Source organism: Brasilonema sp. UFV-L1, from assembly GCF_012912105.1.
Classification (GTDB): Bacteria; Cyanobacteriota; Cyanobacteriia; order Cyanobacteriales; family Nostocaceae; genus Brasilonema.
In genome coordinates, this window is the sequence record NZ_QMEA01000034.1 from 1 (window position 1) to 20,775 (window position 20,775).

22 protein-coding genes are annotated in these 20,775 nt (G+C 42.8%); 6 read left to right on the forward strand and 16 right to left on the reverse strand.

The features are described from left to right. Positions 1 to 254: 254 nt before the first annotated feature. From DP117_RS12245 to DP117_RS12255, 3 genes are all read right to left on the reverse strand, one after another. Positions 255 to 1,490, reverse strand: coding sequence for a class I SAM-dependent methyltransferase (locus tag DP117_RS12245; RefSeq protein WP_169218583.1), 1,236 nt, complete (start codon positions 1,488 to 1,490; stop codon positions 255 to 257). Positions 1,491 to 1,579: 89 nt separating this feature from the next. Next, a complete protein-coding gene (locus DP117_RS12250; RefSeq protein WP_169218584.1) occupies positions 1,580 to 1,984 on the reverse strand; it encodes a VOC family protein in 405 nt (134 codons plus the stop codon). Between the two features lie 212 nt (positions 1,985 to 2,196). Beyond that, on the reverse strand, positions 2,197 to 3,381 hold the full coding sequence (locus DP117_RS12255; protein WP_169218585.1) for an NAD(P)H-quinone oxidoreductase subunit H: 1,185 nt from the start codon (positions 3,379 to 3,381) through the stop codon (positions 2,197 to 2,199). Between the two features lie 314 nt (positions 3,382 to 3,695). On the opposite strand from DP117_RS12255, the gene rsmH reads away from it, so the two are divergent. After that, positions 3,696 to 4,586, forward strand: coding sequence for a 16S rRNA (cytosine(1402)-N(4))-methyltransferase RsmH (gene rsmH, locus DP117_RS12260; protein WP_169218586.1), 891 nt, complete (start codon positions 3,696 to 3,698; stop codon positions 4,584 to 4,586). Between the two features lie 140 nt (positions 4,587 to 4,726). Here the strand turns inward: rsmH and petJ are convergent, their stop codons facing one another. The 6 genes from petJ to DP117_RS12290 all read right to left on the reverse strand — a co-directional run bounded on the left by petJ (position 4,727) and on the right by DP117_RS12290 (position 9,272). Next, the gene (gene petJ, locus DP117_RS12265; RefSeq protein ID WP_169218587.1) at positions 4,727 to 5,062 is read right to left on the reverse strand and encodes a cytochrome c6 PetJ; all 336 of its coding nucleotides are present in this window, start codon (positions 5,060 to 5,062) and stop codon (positions 4,727 to 4,729) included. 166 nt (positions 5,063 to 5,228) lie between these two features. Then, a complete protein-coding gene (locus DP117_RS12270; RefSeq protein WP_169218588.1) occupies positions 5,229 to 6,056 on the reverse strand; it encodes a HEAT repeat domain-containing protein in 828 nt (275 codons plus the stop codon). 194 nt (positions 6,057 to 6,250) lie between these two features. Beyond that, positions 6,251 to 7,102, reverse strand: coding sequence for a phycobilisome linker polypeptide (locus DP117_RS12275; RefSeq protein WP_169218589.1), 852 nt, complete (start codon positions 7,100 to 7,102; stop codon positions 6,251 to 6,253). A 77-nt stretch (positions 7,103 to 7,179) separates the two neighbouring features. Then, a complete protein-coding gene (locus DP117_RS12280) occupies positions 7,180 to 7,995 on the reverse strand; it encodes a phycobilisome rod-core linker polypeptide (protein WP_169218590.1) in 816 nt (271 codons plus the stop codon). Positions 7,996 to 8,140: 145 nt separating this feature from the next. After that, entirely contained in the window at positions 8,141 to 8,629 is a 489-nt protein-coding gene (gene cpcA / locus DP117_RS12285; protein ID WP_169218591.1) for a phycocyanin subunit alpha, read from the reverse strand. Positions 8,630 to 8,753: 124 nt separating this feature from the next. Next, complete coding sequence (locus DP117_RS12290) at positions 8,754 to 9,272, reverse strand: phycocyanin subunit beta (RefSeq protein WP_169218592.1); 519 nt, start codon at positions 9,270 to 9,272, stop codon at positions 8,754 to 8,756. 836 nt (positions 9,273 to 10,108) lie between these two features. On the opposite strand from DP117_RS12290, the gene msrA reads away from it, so the two are divergent. The 4 genes from msrA (at position 10,109) to DP117_RS12310 (ending at position 14,780) form a co-directional block, all read left to right on the forward strand. Beyond that, positions 10,109 to 10,771 (forward strand): peptide-methionine (S)-S-oxide reductase MsrA, encoded by a 663-nt coding sequence (gene msrA / locus DP117_RS12295; RefSeq protein WP_169218593.1) that lies wholly within the window; start codon positions 10,109 to 10,111, stop codon positions 10,769 to 10,771. Between the two features lie 398 nt (positions 10,772 to 11,169). After that, positions 11,170 to 13,020, forward strand: a complete 1,851-nt coding sequence (locus tag DP117_RS12300; RefSeq protein ID WP_169218594.1) for an aspartate kinase — start codon at positions 11,170 to 11,172, stop codon at positions 13,018 to 13,020. Between the two features lie 34 nt (positions 13,021 to 13,054). Next, positions 13,055 to 13,390 (forward strand): DUF433 domain-containing protein, encoded by a 336-nt coding sequence (locus tag DP117_RS12305; RefSeq protein WP_169218595.1) that lies wholly within the window; start codon positions 13,055 to 13,057, stop codon positions 13,388 to 13,390. Positions 13,391 to 13,451: 61 nt separating this feature from the next. Continuing rightward, positions 13,452 to 14,780 (forward strand): RNA-guided endonuclease TnpB family protein, encoded by a 1,329-nt coding sequence (locus tag DP117_RS12310; protein ID WP_169218596.1) that lies wholly within the window; start codon positions 13,452 to 13,454, stop codon positions 14,778 to 14,780. A 114-nt stretch (positions 14,781 to 14,894) separates the two neighbouring features. Here the strand turns inward: DP117_RS12310 and DP117_RS12320 are convergent, their stop codons facing one another. The 7 genes from DP117_RS12320 to DP117_RS12350 all read right to left on the reverse strand — a co-directional run bounded on the left by DP117_RS12320 (position 14,895) and on the right by DP117_RS12350 (position 18,783). Beyond that, on the reverse strand, positions 14,895 to 15,248 hold the full coding sequence (locus DP117_RS12320; RefSeq protein WP_169218597.1) for a type II toxin-antitoxin system PemK/MazF family toxin: 354 nt from the start codon (positions 15,246 to 15,248) through the stop codon (positions 14,895 to 14,897). After that, positions 15,241 to 15,432, reverse strand: coding sequence for a hypothetical protein (locus DP117_RS12325; protein WP_169218598.1), 192 nt, complete (start codon positions 15,430 to 15,432; stop codon positions 15,241 to 15,243). Before DP117_RS12325 ends, DP117_RS12320 begins: the two co-directional genes overlap by 8 nt. Before the next feature lie 280 nt (positions 15,433 to 15,712). Beyond that, the gene (locus tag DP117_RS12330; protein ID WP_169218599.1) at positions 15,713 to 16,027 is read right to left on the reverse strand and encodes a DUF433 domain-containing protein; all 315 of its coding nucleotides are present in this window, start codon (positions 16,025 to 16,027) and stop codon (positions 15,713 to 15,715) included. Between the two features lie 213 nt (positions 16,028 to 16,240). Continuing rightward, complete coding sequence (locus DP117_RS12335) at positions 16,241 to 17,248, reverse strand: hypothetical protein (protein ID WP_169218600.1); 1,008 nt, start codon at positions 17,246 to 17,248, stop codon at positions 16,241 to 16,243. A gap of 511 nt (positions 17,249 to 17,759) precedes the next feature. Next, the gene (locus DP117_RS12340) at positions 17,760 to 18,266 is read right to left on the reverse strand and encodes a GNAT family N-acetyltransferase (protein WP_169218601.1); all 507 of its coding nucleotides are present in this window, start codon (positions 18,264 to 18,266) and stop codon (positions 17,760 to 17,762) included. A 59-nt stretch (positions 18,267 to 18,325) separates the two neighbouring features. Beyond that, a complete protein-coding gene (locus DP117_RS12345) occupies positions 18,326 to 18,580 on the reverse strand; it encodes a hypothetical protein (protein ID WP_169218602.1) in 255 nt (84 codons plus the stop codon). Further along, a complete protein-coding gene (locus DP117_RS12350; protein ID WP_211176066.1) occupies positions 18,577 to 18,783 on the reverse strand; it encodes a hypothetical protein in 207 nt (68 codons plus the stop codon). The genes DP117_RS12345 and DP117_RS12350 overlap by 4 nt, the downstream gene beginning before the upstream one ends. A gap of 178 nt (positions 18,784 to 18,961) precedes the next feature. Between DP117_RS12350 and DP117_RS12355 the strand changes: the two genes are divergently transcribed. Then, on the forward strand, positions 18,962 to 20,608 hold the full coding sequence (locus DP117_RS12355) for an NCS2 family permease (RefSeq protein WP_169218624.1): 1,647 nt from the start codon (positions 18,962 to 18,964) through the stop codon (positions 20,606 to 20,608). Positions 20,609 to 20,775 lie beyond the last annotated feature (167 nt).

The following is a 20,775-nucleotide window of genomic DNA, read 5'->3' on the forward strand; positions in this document are numbered from 1 at the left end:
TTTTGAATTTTGAATTCCTCCGCAGGAGATCTCCCCACCTCCCTCTACTCCCGATTAGCCACCTGCGGCAAAAGTCACCATAATCATCACTGAAAGCAAAAGACCAGGAACAAGTAGCAACACTAGCATGAAAAGATCGTGAAGAGTCATTATTATTACCCTCTTGAAATTATTATTTCTAATGTAATCACTGCTATGGTAGACTAACAATCACCAACACACTGTTAATAGAGCTGAATTTTTCATATTCGCCTTTACTCTGGCATACTCAGCCCCTTCAACGGTTGTGCTGCTTCTGCCTGTGTCAGTCCTTGACTTTGAACTAGGACACCAAACCCACCAAGACCTAAAGGATCTAAAAGTTGATGCATTAGATCCCGGCGATGCAGCAATTGTGCAATAGATTGTTCTGTATAAGAGAGGGCAGCAATTCGTTCTCCTAATCCCAAAGCCATCAAAAACAATGCTTGCTCTATAAAGCCAACTTTATCTAATCCGCATCGCTCACCCCATCGTTCCAAAGCAGTAAAATCAACATGAGCCGTGATGTCCTGTTTCCCAATATTAATATACGGGTCATTATGGCGTTGATGATTGTAGTAACACTGTAACGTACCTTGCGATCGCCTCGGATTATAATAACGACTGGCAGAATAACCATAATCAATCGTCAACACATATCCACGCTGCAAACAGTTTGCCACAAAACCCAACCAATCCAAAGCAGCTAAATTCACCTCACTACGATAACCATCAGGATAATCACTAATCTTTATTCCTACCAAATCAAAATATTCCACAAGTCTGTGCGTAGAAGGTTCTCCCGTCACTTCTTGGAATGCAAAGTTTCCAGAATCCTCTTGAGTTCTGTGTGCGCTTGGGCGCTTGTCGGCGAAATGTTCATCATCTTCTGTTTCCAGGCTTTCCAGACAAGACGTTGTCACATAAATTTCCTGCAATCGCCCTTGTTCTAAAACAAATTGATGCACTGGTAAAGCATCCACCAACTCGTTAGAAAAAAAGCAGCCAGTGATAGACTGACTAGGTATTTCCTCCAAATTCAACCAACGTACAGAAAATTCTTGCAAACGTTGCTGTTGTTCCTGTCTTAAAACTGAAGACTTCTCTACAATCACATAATCTAGAGCATTCAAAAACTCAGGAGACTTCTGTTGAATATATTTAAGAATATCCAAAGCCAATAGTCCTTGACCAGCTCCCATTTCTACCAGAGAAAATGGTATCGGTTGTTCTAAAATTTCCCACATTTGGAGAAATTGCACAGCCAGTAACTCGCCAAAATCAGGACCAAGGTGAACAGAAGTGAAAAAATCACCTTTTTTTCCCAGGTTTAGTGCTTTCGTCGAATAGTAACCAAGTTCAGGATTATATAATACTATATCCATGTATTCAGCGAAAGTTATTCGCTTTTGGGTACTATTTGCAATACTATGTCTAATTATTTCATACAATGTGGTGTTGGAATCCATTATAAATTTATGAGTTATGAAACCAGTTATCAGTTATCAATGAACAACAATTTGATAACAGTTAACTGTTAACTGATAACTGATAATTGTTAATTGTGAACTGTGTGGCGGTTAACTAAAGATACAAGAACGCCGTTTGGATCGCGGACGCGAGCAATTGTCTGTCCCCAAGGTTGAGCTTTCGGCACATCTAGTCCTATTGCTCCCACTGCGATCGCTTTCATGTAGGCGCTTGAAACATCAGGAGTGATTAATGATATCTGAATTAATGCAGGAGGTTGTTTAGGATCGTTGGGATGGAAGCCTTTGGGTAATAGCGTATGCGCTTCGCTGGTGGAAGAGAAAGCAAGAGTCGTGTCTCCGGTTTCCATTTCAGCCCACATAAATCGTCCTCGATCATCGAGAGTGCGACGAACAAGACCAAATGCTTTCTCGTAAAATTCAACGGTCTTAACCACATCATCCACCCAAATGACTGTGTAACCAAACTTCATAACTATTACTCCTTGTCATCGATGACAGGTATTAGTTTCCCAATCGAAGTGCGCGAATCCTAACCTCCTACAATTTACCACCAGACGAGTAGCGCTAGAAAGCACAATTCCCAAGCTCAGACTTGGGAACGAGCAATTGAAGACAAAAATCCCGGTGACACGAACAAAGACAGCGCCTTTAACACTCCCACATAGCCGTGGGAGTGTTAAAGCTACCGATCTACAGAACCCATAATGACATCAATACTACCCAAAATCACGACAATATCCGCCACCTTCATACCTTTGAGTAGATGAGGCAGAATTTGCAGATTATTGAAATCTGCAGCGCGAATTTTCCACCGCCAAGGGAAGGGATTGTCATCACCAATCAAATAAATTCCCAGTTCACCTTTACCACTTTCTACACGAGAGTAAATTTCACCTTTAGGAATTTTGAAGGTGGGAGCAATTTTCTTGCTGACGTATTGATAATCAAAGCTATCCCACTCTGATTTTTTCCCTGCTGCTAAGCGCTTAGCTTCGAGGTTTTCATAAGGACCACCGGGAAGTCCTTTGATGGCTTGTTTAATAATTTTGACTGATTCGCGCATTTCCCGCATCCGTACCATATAACGGGCTAGGCAATCACCAGCGGTTTCCCATTGCACATCCCAGTCGAAATCATCATAAGATTCATAGTGGTCAACTTTGCGCAAGTCCCACTTCACACCAGAAGCACGTAGCATTGGACCAGAAAGTCCCCAGTTAATAGCTTCTTCACGGGTGATGGTGCCAATTCCTTCAACACGACGCCGGAAGATCGGGTTATTGGTGACTAAGCGCTCGTACTCGTCTATTTTAGGCACGAAGTAGTCGCAGAAGTCGAGACATTTGTCAACCCAACCATATGGTAAGTCAACTGCTACACCACCGATACGAAAGTAGTTGTGATTTACCATGCGGTAACCTGTAGCGGCTTCCCATAAATCGTAAATCATTTCCCGTTCCCGGAATTGATAGAAGAAGGGAGTTTGAGCACCGACGTCAGCTAAGAATGGACCAAACCACAACAAGTGGTTGGCGATGCGGTTCAACTCTAGCATGATAACGCGGATGTAGCTGGCGCGTTTGGGGACAGGAATGTCTGCCAGTTTTTCTGGGGCGTTAACAGTGACGGCTTCGTTGAACATCCCCGCCGCGTAGTCCCACCGACTCACATAAGGGACGTACATAATGTTGGTGCGGTTCTCCGCAATTTTTTCCATTCCCCGGTGCAAGTAGCCAAGTACTGGTTCACAGTCAATGACATCCTCGCCATCCAGAGTGACAATTAGTCTCAGTACCCCGTGCATTGAGGGATGGTGGGGACCCATGTTCAGTACCATGGGTTCAGTGCGGGTTTCTAATCTTGCCATAAAAACAGTGTTCTCCGGTTTGGAAAAATTTTAAAATTGAACCGTGCAGGCGAGGACTTTTGCCCAGAGAGGGTTCTCGATGACAGTTACCTTGGAGGCTTTCCCTCCAGGGCAAACAGTCCGTCCCGTTCTTGCAAAGTGGAGGACAGTGCTGTGGGGAGATTCTCTCCGTTGTAGGCGGAACGCCTTCCCGTAGGGTAGCAATTGTCCGTTTGATCGCAACAGAGCGCGGAGTAAGCGGTAAGCTGGAGAGAGGTTGGCAGTTGAGGGTTTTTGTTTGATGTTTCGTTTTATTGCACTTACTCAACTATTATATGGAGCATGAGGTCCAAGGAATGAAGGCACAAGAATTTTTTCATGTGCCTGTTTTGGGTAGGGAGGTTGTTGAGGGTTTGGCTGTGCGTCCCGGTGGGCATTATTTGGATGCAACGGTCGGCGGTGGCGGTCACACTCGCCTTATTCTTGAGGCTGCGCCCGATGTGCAGATAACCGCTCTTGACCAGGATGAGGAGGCTTTGGCAGCGGCGCAAAAGATATTAGCTGTGTTTCATGAGCGTGTAAAATTTATTCATGTCAACTTTGCAAATTACGAATTTTCACCGAATAAGTTCCACGGAATTATTGCTGATTTGGGCGTTAGTTCTCATCATCTAGATACGTCGGAACGAGGTTTTAGTTTTCGCGCCCAAGCAAATTTGGATATGCGGATGGACAGGCGACAATCTTTGACGGCGGCTGATGTGATTAATGACTGGGATGAAGCTGAACTGGCAAATATTTTCTTTAAATATGGTGAAGAAAGGTTGTCACGGCGCATCGCTAGACGTATTGTTGAACAACGTCCATTTCATCAGACAACTGAATTAGCACAGGCGATCGCCTATTGTGTTCCCCCAAAATATCGTTACGGCAGAATTCACCCAGCGACGCGTGTTTTTCAAGCGTTGCGAATTGTCGTCAATGACGAGCTAAAATCTTTAGAAACTTTCTTAAACAAAGCACCGAATGCTCTTGTACCAGGTGGCAAAATTGCAATTATCAGCTTTCACAGCTTAGAAGACCGCATAGTCAAACATAGTTTCAAAGATTCCCCTTTATTAAAGGTCTTGACGAAAAAGCCGATAGAAGCACAAGAAGAGGAAATTGTCAAGAATCCCCGCGCTCGTTCTGCAAAGTTGAGGATAGCACACAGAGAAGATATTTGAGTTGAAATCTGTTCATGCACATCTGCCCACAAGGGGTGATTCAAGCCCTACTTGTGGACGGAATATTGTTCTGAGGAAAGTTAAAACGTTGCTCGTTGTGTAACTCTTCCTGATAACATTAGAGCGTCAGATTGTTCAGTTCATTTCCATCCCTTATCAGCTTTTTCCAGTACGTATGCTGTGACATCTTCAATTTGTACAGGTTTCAAACGACCTTTGAAGGAGGGCATGGCATTTTTACCTTTTGTCACTTGAGTGATAATAGCTTCCTCTGAGTACATGCCATACTTTTCCAAAGCGTCTTTCTTCAAGGTTTTGTTAGCTTGAACCAGGTTTTTCCCACCCGCATGACAAGAAACGCAATTAGCACTGAAGATTTTTGCTCCTTTTACTGCATCTCCTGCAAGCGCTGGACGATTGAAGGCGAACGTGAAAATTGCTATGCCCAACAACAATACTGAAAGAATTTTTTTCATGCCGTGTTCTCTCTACAAAAAAGGCTTATTCGGTAGAATCTCCTTCATAATTTTCTTGTTCATTGCACTTGGCGTCAAAAGACAAGCTGTCATACTTCTTTGAGGGTATCATTTCTTTATGGGGATGCATTCTGGGTTCTGTGTTCCTACTGTGTGGTCTTCTTAATCAAAGTAACCCATCCATTAATGTCATCACCCGAATAGCACCCTCGGATAATTCGTTGGCAGGTGACATATAAATCTGGTGTTCCAAAAGTCCTTTGAGCGCAATCAGTTTTAAACTGTTTTCAGCAAGGGTTTGAGCGATCGCCTCTGCTGCTGGCAAGTATCCAATGGCACCCAAGTCTGCAAGTGCGGTTCGCCGCAGTTGCAAATCTTGTTCTGTCAACGCTTGTACCAGGCGTTCTCCATAGATCATATCCTGAGTTAACTGGTACATGGCTCGTGCTGCAGCATACTGAATTCGCTCGATTGGATGATCCAAAAATGGTTGAATCAAGGGAACAGCAATCGTTGCTCCTAAAGTTCCTAGTGCTTCTAAAATAGCATCGTAGGGTTGAGAGAAGTCTGGCTGATTGCTGACAAGTTGTTCTCCTTGCAAGCCTGCTTTAAGTAGCGAAATCAGATTAGGGATACAAACTGGATCGCCTAGCATCTCTAACGATTGGGCTGCGGCTTCTCGCACATAAAAATCGGAACAGTCTAAAGACTGAATCAGTGGTGGTACTGCTTTTTGATCGCCTAACTTGCCTAATGCCCTAGCAGCATTTCGTCGCAGTGGATATCCACCATCTTCTGTGCGATCGGCTTCGTCTTTTAATGCTTGAATCAAAACTGAAACTGCTGCGGTTTCTCGTACTCGAAACCTACCTAACCACCAAGCTGCATACACCCGCAAGCCTAAGTCGTCTCCTTGGAGGTTGGCGATCGCCGCTTCGATAGTTAAAGATTCTGTGCTACTTGATTTCTCCGGTTCAAATGTGTCAAAATCCATAATATTTCTGACTTCAATTATGAATTATAAAATAAAAACTTTTTTAAAAATTGGATTTTCAAAATCTACCACATATATACACAGATTATCCGTGATATTTTCGGTGACAAAGAATCGGCAATCAGCAGTAAAAACTATCTACAGCTGATTGCCGATTGTGGTTTTTGCCACCAAAAAACACTACCCGATGATCACTACAACGGCGTAATGCTGGCAATCTTGCCCCCTTCACGTTGTACCCGTTGCATGTAATCTGATAGCTGTTCATAAGGAATGACAACAGCTTTGTTACTGCGGCGTACACGCGGATATTTGGGGGTTAGAATAGCAGACACTTCTACACGGTATAGGCGGCGATCGCCATAAATTGTTGAGCCACCGAAAGCAGTATTAGGAGTCACTCCTTTACCTGAAGGACGATAGCCAAAGCCTGGGCTACCTGGTGCTACAACGGCCGTTGCGGTATTACGTCCTAATTCTGTGACGAGGTGTGGACTGTTACCAGCAAACTGAGCGCGATCGCTGTTAGCATAACCGCGATACAGTTGGAACATCCGGCTAAACCCAACGGTTTTCTGACCGGTTTGAGTTGCGAAGCCACGATAATATGGCACAATATTTTCACCAAAGTTTGCTTGATACTCAGGTGAATCTATGTAGGAATCAATATCGGCTTCGTAACCTTTGTTTTGATACAAATCCAAGTGAGTGATGATTTCAGCTTCATCATATGGTGCCCGACCTAACAAGTGCTTATAATTGAGCTCGATGGTTCGGGTTTGGAAACTGTTATAGAAAAACTTAGATTTGTACAGTTCTGATTTAGCAACCTGCCGCACAAATTCTTGCACGGTTATCTTGCCATTTGCCAGAAGCGACTCAATACTGGTGAGGCGTTCCGATTTCATTAAATAATCATTGCCCAACAACTGACGATAGACAGCCATAATGACATATGGAACATCCGCGCTGCTACGCAGTTCTACAGGGGAAAAATCACTAAAGGCTGAGGTTCCAAGGCGGGATGCTTCTGTTGTAATAGCCATTTCAAAAAATCTCCTTCTTAACTAAGTTCATCATTTGTCATCTCTGTTTTGTCTTTTGACCAATGACTCATGATTCACTAAGAAAGTGTAATGCTCATGACTTTGAAGCCTTTGAGATTCAGTTGTTGCAACTTGCTAGAAAGTTGCTCAAAGGGTACAACAACTTCAGTGGTAACACGCCGGATAACAGGCGATTTAGCAGACGGCGGCTGCATGACTCGCAGTCGGTAAGTACTTCCGCCACGACTACCTGATGAGATACCTGTCAATGAGCCACTGGAGGCTGCATATATGGGTGAGGCAGTATTTTGAGCTATTTCGCGAGTCAGCCGTCCTTGATTTTGTTTTTGGGCGCGATCGCTACTGGAGTACCCCCGGAACAGTTGGAACATCCGGCTAAACCCAACGTTTTTTTGCCCTACTTGAGTCGTAAAGCCTAAATGGTAAGGCACTACGTTTTCGCCAAAATTCTGTTGATATTCTAGTGAATCAATGTAGGAATCAATATCTGCTTCAAAACCACTTTCATCCAATATTTGGCTGTGATGAACCATTTCACTGTAATCGTTTGGGGCCCGACCAAGCAAATGCTTGAAGTTCAGTTCAATGGTGCGGTAACGATAGCAATTTTCAACAAACCTCTCGCGGTATAAATCCGACTTGGCAACTTGTCGTACAAACTCGCGAACTGAAATTTCGCCGCGCTTCAGTTGGGATTCAGGCACTACGAGTCGCTCACTTTCCATCACATAGGAGTTGCCCAACACCTGTCGATAGACAGCGCGGATGACAACCTCAATTTCTTCTGCACTGTCATCAGAGTGCAATTCTACCCATGCTGACGATTCGCTCGGTGTAATTCCTAATCGTTCTGAACCAGCAAAAACTGCCATATTTGCCTCCCTATTTCAACTGTCTACTTGACAATTTTTCCAAGGTATAGTACTTGCCTAATCCTAATAAAACAGCCCGGTAGAGTGAACAACTAATCATCAACTGATGGCAAAGCTGTTTACCCTACCGGGCCAAGCGTGTTTATTAGCTTAGAGCGTTAATGGCGTAGTCGATGTAAGAGTTAGCTTCTACTGCAGGATCTCCGCTGAGACCGTGGTTAGCTTTGATGTACTTGAGTGCTTCAATGTACCAGCTAGGAGACAATTCAAATGTCTTGTTGATTTCAGCGATTCCAGAAATCAAGTAGTCATCCAATGGACCTGTACCACCAACAACTAGGCAGTAGGTGACCATCCGCAGATAGTAGCCGATGTCACGAGCGCACTTTGCCTTACCTGTTTGGGTGGAGGCGTAGTTAGCACCTTGCATTTGGGTGGTGTAGGGGAACTTTTGGTAGACTGCGTTTGCAGCGCTGTCAGCCAGAGACTGTCCTTTAGAGGTCAGAGCTTTAGCAGCTTCCAAGCTAGCTGCTGCTTGACGGAAACGACCAAAAGCAACTTGGAGTTCTGTGCTGCTCAGGAAACGTCCTTGGGAATCAGCAGCTGATACGGCTTCAGTGAGTGGGGTTTTCATTGGTTTAGTTTCTCTTTTGTTGTTTTACAAAGTTTTGCTTGAAAGCTATTTTGTCTTTTGTCATTTGCCTTTTGTCTGTTGTTCATGACTCTTGACCAATGACTTATGACTCATGAACCTTAGATTAGGCAACAGCAGAAGCCGCACGATCAAAGTAGCTAGCAACTTCTGACATCAGCGCGCTGCAATCTCCTCTGGTGATACCGTTGGTGTCACCTGCAATTGCAAGAGCTGCGTCTTTCATTTTTTGAACACCCGTTGCCACTGAAGCACCAGGGGTTCCCAGCGCCAAATAAGTTTCTCTCAGACCGTTCAGACAGCGGTCTTCCAGTACACTGGCATCTCCAGAAAAAATAGCGTAGGTGATATAGCGCAGGATGATTTCCATATCGCGCAAGCAAGCTGCCATCCGACGGCTGGTATAAGCGTTGCCACCAGGAGCGATCAGTTGGGGTTGTTCAGCAAACAGAGCGCGAGCAGCATCAGCAACAATCTTGGAGGAGTTGCTGGTAATGCGGTTAACGGTATCCATCCGCTTGTTGCCATCTGCAACCATTGCTGTCAGAGCATCTAGTTGACTACCGCTTAGGTATTCACCACGTGCATCAGCTTGAGAAACAACTTTTGCAAATGCGTCTAACATAAATTTGGTCTCCTAATGTGTTTGTTTGGGTTACGAGGTGGTTTCACAACTGAATCGTTCAGTTTTGTGAATTTAGCCTGCTTGGGCACCAAAGAGCGGCTATTAGCAGCGATGGAGGGCATCAGGAATCTCAAGACTCCTCGTATTTGCCTGTTTCCATCTAGCTTGTAACAGTGTAACGTTGTTTAACGAATCTGAGAAAACCTCACTTTTAAAATTTTAGAGGTTAACAAGTCTCAGAGAAAATAATTAAGCCGTTAGCTGCTTGTTTTTTTTGCCTCTCAAAATCTTTATACAATGTAAGGGGGAACCTTGTGTGTTAAAACTTGTCACAACTTACAATTTTGTTACAAACGGTAATAATCCAGATACCGCAGAGCTTTTAAGCTTGACAACACGTACCATAGTTACACCACTTTTGTACCGTGGCAACGAAGAAAAGTAGACTAAACGTTACATTAAATGACCTTGAACGGGAGAAACTGGAAAAGCTCGCCGAAGAGTCTGGGCTTTCCCTATCTCGTACGATCGCCCAATTAATTCGTAAAGCAAAGCTTAAACCAAATGATAAGGAATGTTAACAGTTTTCAGTTATCAGTTAATAAACAAAAAACTTCGCACGGTTTGCGCCAACTTGAGAGCCATGACACAGAGTGACCGCCTTTTTGCGATACTCCCAGAGGGAGCCTTGACGCAAAGCGTATCGCACTGACTTAACATTTGTCTATAATACTTCCAAGCAGCAGCACACTAAAATCTATTTTCTAAACGTGCTTAGTATTGAAAAGCATCAGTAAGCTAAAGAACATTTTCAGAAAAACCCAGAGAAGAAACCTATGGTAATATTTGGATTTGGTAAAAAGTCAACTCTGCCGACACCGGAAGAAGCTTTGCCAGGAAGGTCAGAAAAAATGCCAGTACCAGACCGTCATTATGTGAATGGTCATCCGCTCAAACCCCCATATCCAGAAGGAATGGAAATCGCAATCTTTGGTATGGGGTGCTTTTGGGGTGCAGAACGCAAATTCTGGCAACTAGAAGGAGTTTACAGCACAGCAGTCGGTTATGCTGCTGGCATCACTCCCAACCCGACTTATAAAGAAGTCTGTAGCGGACGCACAGGTCACAATGAAGTAGTACAAGTCGTCTTTGATCCAAAAGTCATTAGTTATTCTGAGTTACTAAAAGTCTTTTGGGAAAACCATAATCCCACTCAAGGAATGCGTCAGGGTAACGATGTGGGTACTCAGTACCGTTCAGGAATTTACGTGTTTTCAGAAAATCAAAAGAAGCTAGCAGAAGTATCGCAAGACAGCTATCAGCAAGCCCTCAGTGCTTCAGGTTATGGGAAAATTACCACTGAAATTCTTGATGCTCCTGAATTCTATTACGCTGAAGACTACCATCAGCAGTACCTGGCAAAAAATCCCAATGGCTATTGTGGGTTAGGAGGGACAAACGTTGCTTGTCCTATAGGAATAGCTGAACTTAATGGCTAACTGATTCCACAGAATTCCCCATCCCTCTACAGGGTGGGGATGGATAGTGGGGCAATGACAGGGTTTCCTCCAGAAACCCTTCGGGCGCTTTGCGCAAACGCTGCTGCAAGGAAGCGCAGATCGCTAACATCATGAACTATGAACTAGGAAATCTGATCGACTCATTTCCAGTTTGTGGCAATATCGTGTCATCTGATGAATACAACGCGCGTATGAGTAATATCACTCCTAGACTGTGTTCTGTGTTCTTCTCAAAGTGTATAATCTGCTTAATACATCATTAGAGTCTTGCCTAATCACCTGCTATTTATCCCTGTGAGGAATCAAATATGCCGTCAAGGCTTGCTGGTTCAGTGCGGGCATAGATTTTCATAGGCATAAACAACACCATAAAAGTTATGGCACTTATAGTTCAAAAGTACGGTGGTACATCTGTCGGTTCTGTCGAACGCATTCAAGCTGTTGCACAGCGCGTGTGCAAAACTGTTAAAACAGGAAACTCTGTTGTTGTTGTGGTTTCCGCGATGGGGAAAACCACCGATGGACTTGTGAAGTTAGCATACGAAGTCTCGAAAAATCCCAACAGCCGGGAAATGGATATGTTGCTTTCGACGGGTGAACAAGTATCCATTGCCATAGTCAGTATGGCTTTGCAAGAATTTGGACAGCCAGCCATTTCTTTGACAGGAGCACAAGTAGGAATTGTTACTGAAGCAGAACACACTCGGGCGCGAATTTTACATATTGAAACAGAGCGCATCAAGCGACATCTCAATCAAAACAAAGTTGTTGTTGTAGCTGGTTTTCAGGGTATTACCAGAACTGAGGAATTAGAAATTACGACATTGGGACGTGGCGGTTCAGATACCTCAGCGGTGGCTTTGGCAGCAGCATTGCACGCAGATTTTTGTGAAATTTATACCGATGTACCAGGGATTTTAACCACAGACCCCCGTTTGGTTCCAGAAGCACAACTGATAGATGAAATTACCTGCAATGAAATGCTGGAACTCGCAAGTTTGGGGGCAAAAGTCTTGCATCCTCGTGCTGTAGAAATTGCCAGAAACTATGGCGTTCCTTTAGTGGTACGCTCTAGTTGGACAGATGATCCCGGAACTTGGGTGATTTCACCAACGCCACGTCCGCGCTCACTTGTGGATTTGGAAATTGCTCGTTCAGTTGATGAGATTGAATTTGATGCTAATCAAGCAAAAGTGTCGATGTTACGTGTACCAGATAAACCAGGTGTAGCAGCACGGTTATTTGGAGAAATCGCTCGTCAAGATGTGGATGTGGATTTGATTATTCAATCAATTCACGAAGGGAATACAAACGATATTGCCTTTACCGTGATGACACCAATATTGAAAAAGGCGGAAGCTGTAGCACAAGCCATTGCTCCTGTTCTGCGTAGTCAAAAGGTAACAGAAAATGAAGAAGCAGAAGTGATGGTGCAGCAGAACATTGCTAAAGTTAGCATTGCAGGTGCGGGAATGATAGGACGTCCTGGTGTTGCGGCAAAGATGTTTGCTACCCTTGCAGAAGCTGGTGTTAACATCCAGATGATTTCTACGAGCGAAATCAAAGTGAGTTGCGTGATTAGTCATGCGGATTGCGATCGCGCGATCGCTTCCCTCCGAAGTGCCTTTGAAATTGAAGAGGACAAGAGGAATTTTACTCTCCCTCACTCCCAGCCTACGGATCGCTTCGCTAACACTCCCTCACTCCCTCACTCCCCCCATCCTCCCGTAAGAGGTGTCGCGCTAGATCTCAAGCAAGCGCGTTTGGCAATTCGCCAAGTACAAGATCGTCCAGGAACGGCGGCGAAGATATTTGGATTGTTGGCGCAATACAACATCAGCGTAGACATGATTATTCAGTCCCAACGCTGTCATATGATGAATGGAGTTCCTACAAGAGATATTGCTTTTACTGTTGCCAGAATAGATGCACAAGCAGCACAAAACATGCTCCAGCAAGCAGCAGCAGAATATGGATGGGGTGAAGTGGTGTTAGATAGTGCGATCGCCAAAGTCAGTGTTGTCGGAGCAGGTATGATTGGACAACCAGGCATTGCAGCTACGATGTTTAAAGCGCTAGCGCAGCACCAAATTAATATCCAAATGATTACGACTTCGGAAATTAAGATTAGTTGTGTTGTCGCGCAAGAAGAAGGTGTGAAGGCGTTGCAAGTCATTCATACAGCATTTGGACTTGCAGGTAGTCAGAATATTCAAGTGCCTGCTTAGAATTAGGGAAACGCATTTTACGGTTTTAAGTAATATGGACAGAATTTCAGTTAATTCTCAAATTCACTTCAGTAAACCTTGTATGGTGGGTACACGAATTACAGTGCAGAGCGTTCTCGAATTGCTTGATCAAGGACTTTCCTTTGATGCAATTATAAGGGGTAGGCTGAAAACCCCGGAGGAAGAGGTACGTAGTACCGATTTCGGCGCTTCAGACCGGGGCGGGGGTCTAACACGTAAAAAATTTAGCCAGCCAAGTTTGCTGGTTTCACTGTGTTGCCAACGAGTTATTAATGTTAGAGGGCTGGCTAAATTTTTAGGGGACAATGCGTCGGATGAAAGCCACGAGGTAGGGTTTAGCCTACCGTGATATTTTCCGGAATTAGCATTAAGAACGCTGTACAATAATTGAGTACAAGGAGGTAATTTCATTGCTGAAAGATTATGCTTGTCAACAAGTATTACTAAACCGCTCATTGCTCGTTCATCCTATTCTAGAATATCTTTGCAATCAAGCTCAGAGGTTAACAAACTGCGGGATATATTACGGTCGTCAGGTCTGGTTTAAAGAGCGCAGATACCTTAAGAAGTTTGACTTGATAAACGAACTTAAAAATAACCGAAACTACCAGTCTCTTTACTCACAGTGTGCTCAGCAAGTCTTGCTCTCAGTAGCCGAAAGTTTTAAATCTTTCTATGAGCTAGAGAAGAAAAATCGCGCTGGAGAGTTAAATCAAAAACCTCGCATTCCTAGTTACCGCAAGAATGGCTTAACCGTCGTTACTTACCCAAAACAAGCATTAAAGCTAGTTGGACAAGGAATACGAATTCCTTTAGGACAAACGGTAAAAGCGTGGTTTGGAATAGATTCTTTTACTATCCCGGCTCCATCCAATCTCGATTTCTCGTCAATCAAAGAACTGCGAATTCTGCCCCGAAACCGTGAATTTTACGCTGAGTGGGTATATGAGCAGCAGCCAGTTCGCCAACGAAAAATGAATGAGAAATGGGTATTAGGAATCGACCCAGGAGTAACAAATTGGTTGACGTGTGTTGATAACTCATTTGATGGAAATAGCTTCATCATTGATGGTCGGCATGTTAAGTCAGTTAATCAGTGGTACAACAAACAAGTCGCTGAACTTAAGAAGGGCAAAGCGCAAGGTTTTTGGTCAAAAAAGTTAGCAACTATCACCGAAAAGCGTAATCGACAGATGCGAGACGCGGTGAATAAAGCAGCGCGGATTGTCATTAATTACTGCTTGAAGAACAGAATCGGAAACATCGTGTTTGGCTGGAATGTTGGGCAACGTCAAGAAAGCAATATGGGACGGCGCAATAATCAAACATTTGTTCAGATTCCAACTTTTAGGTTAAAGGAACGGATTAGACAGCTATGTAAAAAGCACGGCATCAATTTCATTGAAACGGAAGAATCGTATACATCCAAAGCATCGTTCTTGAATCGCGATATCCTACCGACATACGGTGAAAAACCCGATAGGTGGAAACCAAGCGGAAGACGTACAAAGCGTGGGCTGTACAAATCATTGTGGTACGGAACAATCAACGCGGATTGTAACGGAGCCGCCAACATAATACGCAAAGTAGACACAACGTGGGGGTTCAACCTCGACCGAGTGAGTAGGGGCGCTTTGACACGTCCCACCCGGATTAGAATCTGGGTGACAGCTAAAAATGTGAAAGGGCACGGTTTTAACCTGCCCTGTAGCATCAATTTAGAATCCCCGTTTCTTTAGAGCGGGGAGTGTCAACCAAGATTACTATCCTGAGTTACAAGTTGAGGATATCCGTGCTTGCCTGCGTTACGCTATTGCATTAGTGGCGGCTGAAGATATTCGCTTTGCCTCAGTTTAAGCATGAAACTCCTCATCTTCCTCAGCATTTCCCTCTTCAAATCCCAACCAGAAAAGTAGCATCTTCTCTACTTCTACCATTTGCTCTGGTGTCAGACTTCCCAACTTGCGTAGAAGTTTTGCATGAGGGATTGTAATGATGTTTTGCACATCAAATACTCCTTCTCGAAGGAACTGAACTTTGAGATGCACCTCAAATCTTGAGCCGCGTGGGCTTGTTGTATGTGGGATTAGAGTCGATAATGCACGATCTTGATTCAGAGCAGGAATACTAATTACCAAACATGGTCTGACTTTCGCTACATAACCGAGATCGACGAGCCAAACCTCTCCACGGTTAGGACTACTCATGAGCAGATTCTCGTTTATCTAACTCTAGAAAAAGTCCTTCAGCATTCAAGACTAAATCCTCATCAGATAAAGGCGGAAAGTCTAAATGAATGACTCGCTTCAAAATCTCAGATGCAAACTCTAGTCGTTCTGAATCTGTTAACTGATCGAAGGTCTTCAGAAGTTCTTGTACTACAGAAGTCATAATCTCTTTCCTCAATTTAATTTTAGTTATGTTACCTGTGAGATTGACAGTTCAGAACCAATTTTGATGAGTTCACCTTGCTGATCTGCATTGTGCGAGAAGGAGTAAATCACCTCAATAACATTCGCGCCACTCGTATTGGAAGGTTTTTAATTGTTAGACGGCCCCTTAGAGAGGTAAATATTGAACGGTATTTAACCACTCGTCAGGTTCAGAGGCTTGTGCAATTAGCTGTTCCTCAAGGGTTTTCAGCCAGCTATCCTTATAAACGAATTGTCACTTACAAAATTCCTTTTGCCCTCATTCGCACAACAAATCCAGAAGCAGGAGACTGAGCTTTTTCTCGTTGTACTTGTTCCCATTCAGTGCGAATTTCGGTATCAATCTCTTCCTGATAATCAAAATAATATCCCATTGCTGCGTAAGCTTCGGAGGGGCGTAGGTAAGGGTGCTGTCGGCATATCTCCTCGACTGACCAACCATGCGCCAAGTAATCCATTGCTAGCTGAGCAACTCGAATACGGGGCAATCTTTGCAATCTAGCTGATTGACCCTCTGGCTTTTCAATATGAGGATAAATAATTTGAGATGTCATAGCAATCTTAGAATTGAAGAAACATATTTTAATGAATTGTTAGACCGCGATCGCATTATTCAATATGCTACCTCACCTTTCATATTTCTCATACTTCTTCTTATACTGTGTTGTGGCGCAAGAAGAAGGCGTTAAGGCGTTGCAAGTCATTCACACAGCGTTTGGACTGGCGGGTAGTCAGAGTATTCTAGTGCCTGCTTCATAATCGCTTTTCTATAATTCGTACTCTTTTAAACCCATCGCTAAGCCCAATGGATATATTACATTAGCCCACTTAAACTGATGATACATTCTTGACCCAGAATTTTCTGAACATTGAAAGATTAGTATTTCTACCCCTCTTTCCTTTAAATCTTGAAGGTATGGAACATAACCAAAATCATCAGCTACTAAAAGTATATTATCAACATTAATAATGCGATGAAGCAGTTCTTCTACCTTAAACAATACAAAATCTCCTGTTTTTTGCTTATATAAATTGTAATTACGACCGACCGACTCTGACATATCTCCCATGAAAAAGCCATGTTCGGTAATTTCCCCTATATCTACTAAATACTCTAAGCTGAAATGCTCCGAGTAAATCAAATAACAGTTCACCTCATTCCTACGTTCAATATGAGTGTATGTTAAGAGTTGCTCGACTATAGCATCAATGCTCAGCTTCTGGAATGTTTTTTCCGGATACAGTTCCTTATAAAATCTTTGTGTCTCCTTAGCTACCTTTTCAAGAAATATTCCATCTATGATGATGGAATTGCTTGTTTTTATGGGTTTATTGACTGCTTGCCTTAAAAGGATATTTTCAAGTTTAATGATAGCTTCCTTATTAAAGAGTCGCTCTTTAAACTCTTCTTTAGTCTGAAAATTGATTGGTATAGCTAGAGAAAAGTTTTCTCCTTCAATTCGCCACTTTTTAATATCAGTATCAAAAAAGATATAAAGATAATCATCTTTTCTGTTATCTTCTTCTAGATATAGAAAAAGAACAAAATTTTGTTCTACATACTTTTGATTTATTCTCACATTAGAAGATTTTTTAATAGTTCTACCTTTGCATTGAACCTTAATGAATGGAGTCATTTTTTTGGAAATATCTTTGATGATCAGTAAATCAGTTCCTTGTTTGTCAAATGATGGTTTGGTAACGAGGAAACCATGCTTAATTAATTTATGTTCAATTAGTTTTTCTGCCTGAAGTTCTAATGGCTTATTGTCCATCTTTTATTTTTGTTTATCTATAATCTTTATCTAAGCTTAACTGATAACTCAAGCAATTTAACGGTGTAGTTCCGAATTTTAAAGTAATTTATGATACAATACCACGATTCTAAACTACAATTCATCACTTACCTGTTTAGGACTACCCATATCAGATATTTCGCCGAAATTTTCTAGAAACTGTTCTAGATTTGTAGGTTAGGTTGAGGGTAACGCCAAACCCAACAAACACTTGCTCATACCAAGTTGCGTTCTGTTGTAGTAGTTTGTAATTAGGTGATATTGCTTGCCGCCACGCCTATGGCGTTCCGCCACAGCTATCGCCAACGGCTTGCGGCTTCAGCTCACTCACTTCGTTTTGCTTGCAATGACAGGTACTAGCTTTGATGACAACTTGGTATAATGTTAGATTTCGTGCCTCAACCCAACCTACTTTGGTTTTTGTTTTTAGCTTTAGTCGCTCATCTTGAAGAGGGGGATGACGGTGGTTTTGAATGCATCTGCACTTTACCTAAAACTTATCAACCCTGAAAAATAATGTAGGATTGCCATTCACAATCCTTTCTTCTACTTCTCTCATTCCGATTCTTTCTGCTACTTTGCGTGACTCAAGGTTTGGTTGATCACAGCTTGCTAAAAGATATTGATAGCCAAGTTCGTTGAAACAATACTTTAGTATTCTGGTTGCAGCTTCAGTAGCATAGCCTTTTTTGGTAGCTTCAGGCAACAAAGCATAAGCTAATTGCGGTTGCTCTTCACCAAAGAAGTACCACAAACCAACAAACCCGATAATTTCTTTCTCATCTTTAGTCTCAAGAAACCAAAGACCAAACCTTTTTTCATCAAAGAGTCTTTGGCTCTCTATCAACATTTCTTCAACTTGTTGCAAAGACCAAATCTTGTCATCGCATAAATATTTTCTAACGTACGGATTAATAAAAATACTGTGTAGTGTGTTAAGCTCACTTTCTAAGATTGGCTTCAATATCAACCTTTGAGTTTCAAATACCAAGCTCATAACATTTTGCTACATTCAATTTTTCAATTTACTGTCTAACTATTTATTAGACCGCGCTACTACCCTAACAGTTTGTCATATTCTGCATGTGACCCAATCCAGAACCAAACTATATCATTGTCTTCTTCTACAGCTACTGCTCGATAGTGTAAGCCTACCCGTGCTGACCAGAAACGTCCTACTTTCTTAAAGTGTACGGATGGATAACGAGGATCTTGTTTAAGCAACTCATAGCACTGATCAGCAAGTTCTTGAACATCGTGTGGTAACTGTCGATAGTGATACCAGAAATCTGGAGTTGCTCGGTGTCTCACAGGTCAGTACAGCGTCCTTCCTGCAGATGTTGCAATGCTCTTTCTGCAAGCGCATCAAGCCGACCTGCTTCCACATCTGCCTCAAACTGTTGATCCCAGACAGCTGCATCAAACTTTGCGAACCACGTACGGAAAGCAGCAAGTTCCTCTGAGGAAAGTTGAGTGACAGCGCGTTCAATTTCTTGCAAGGTATTTATGTTCATGGACACTAAGTTTTTGACTCCACTGATTCAACTATACCGCCTGTCTATTATTTCCAAGGCATACTTGAAAATCTACAACTCCAAACAATATCCTTACTGATATCCTTAAACCAACAAGACGATGCTGCAAAGCAGCCGCTACGCGAACACAAAAAAATTGTCGAGGCAAAAGTAGATGATGGAAATCTCAACAATTAAGACTCCCCGCTGGTTTGTCCGCAGAGATATAGATGGTTTGTTTGGGCTTTTTCTCGACAACTTGATTCAAATTTTGTTAATTGTTAATTTATGTCAAGGGGTGCTTGGCTTTTCTCCCTCTCTGATATATGGGCGTATTCTCCCAGGAATTGCTTTAAGTTTAATTGTCGGCAACTTTTATTATGGATGGTTAGCCTACAAACAAGGGCAACGAGAACAACGGGATGATATCACTGCTTTGCCTTATGGTATTAATACTGTGAGCCTTTTTGCTTATATATTTTTGGTCATGTTACCTGTGCGGTTGACGGCGATCGCCCAAGGTGTATCATCAGAACAAGCTGCTGAACTCGCATGGCAAGCTGGTTTGGTTGCTTGCTTGGGTTCAGGTTTAATTGAATTAGTCGGTGCATGGGTTGGTAATCCACTGCGTCGCCTTGCTCCCCGTGCAGCAATGCTTTCTACTTTAGGTGGTATTGCGATCACCTTCATTGCGATTGGCTTTCTGTTTCGGACTTTTGCGAATCCTATAGTTGGCTTAGTTCCTTTAGGCGTTATTTTAATTACCTATTTTGGACAAGTTCGCTTTGCCATTCCTGGTGGGTTATTAGCAGTGCTTTTGGGAATTGCTTTGGCGTGGGGTACAGGTTTGGTAACTTGGGATAACGCCAAGTTTGTCGCTGCATTACAACCGATAGGAGTTTACATACCAAGATTATGGTTGGGAGATTTATGGAATAGTCGCGCAGTCTTACTGGATTATTTCAGTATTATCTTGCCAATGGGACTATTTAACCTTGTCGGTAGTTTGCAAAACTTAGAAAGTGCTGAAGCTGCTGGAGATACTTATCCTGCAACCCCAAGTCTTGCAGCCAATGGTATTGGTACGTTAGTTGCAGCCGTTTGTGGTTCTTGTTTCCCAACAACCATTTATATTGGACATCCTGGTTGGAAAGCTTTAGGTGCAAGAGTCGGTTACTCGATTCTCAACGGTATTGTTATGGGCTTGCTGTGCCTTACAGGAACTGTTGCAATCCTTGCCTATTTTGTCCCTGTTGAAGCTGGAATGGCAATTGTGTTGTGGATTGGTATTGTGATTGTAGCTCAAAGCTTCACAGCAACTCCTCCTCACCATACCCCTGCTGTTGTTGTCGGTTTATTACCAGGTATCGCCGCTTGGGGTGCTTTAATTGCTAAAAATGCACTACGGGCAGCAGGTTTGGGAACACCAGACAAACCTTTAACGCCTGCCTTAATTGAACAGTTTAAACTGAGCGATACATATATTGATGGTGCTTTTGCTTTGGAGCAGGGGTTTATTTTTTCAGCTATGATTTTAGCTGGTATAACAGTTTATATTATTGAGCGAGACTTCCGCAAAGCCGCTTATTGGTCTATGGCAGCAGCTTTACTTTCTTGGTTTGGCTTGATGCATAGCTACCGCTGGACTGTTGCAGATACTGTTGTTAATTTAGGTTTTGGAGCTGGAATGTCTTGGGCTGTTGGTTATACAATACTCGCCATTCTCTTTTTCTACACCCAATGGCTAGCGCGTCATCAAAAAGTTGTTGAATCTCCATCACAAGATGCTTTTGAAGGAAATGTAGAGAACTCCAACCTCTCATAAAGACAGTAGTTTTCTCCAAAGCAAACCTGTGTTCTACTCAATTGCTCTTACTTACGTTAGATGGGCAACCTTGAATATTTTAGGTATTTTGGTAACCGACAATATATTTGCATTCGCTTGATTCTAAAAATTCAAGCTAATTTTTGAATTTGTCTTGACAAACAACG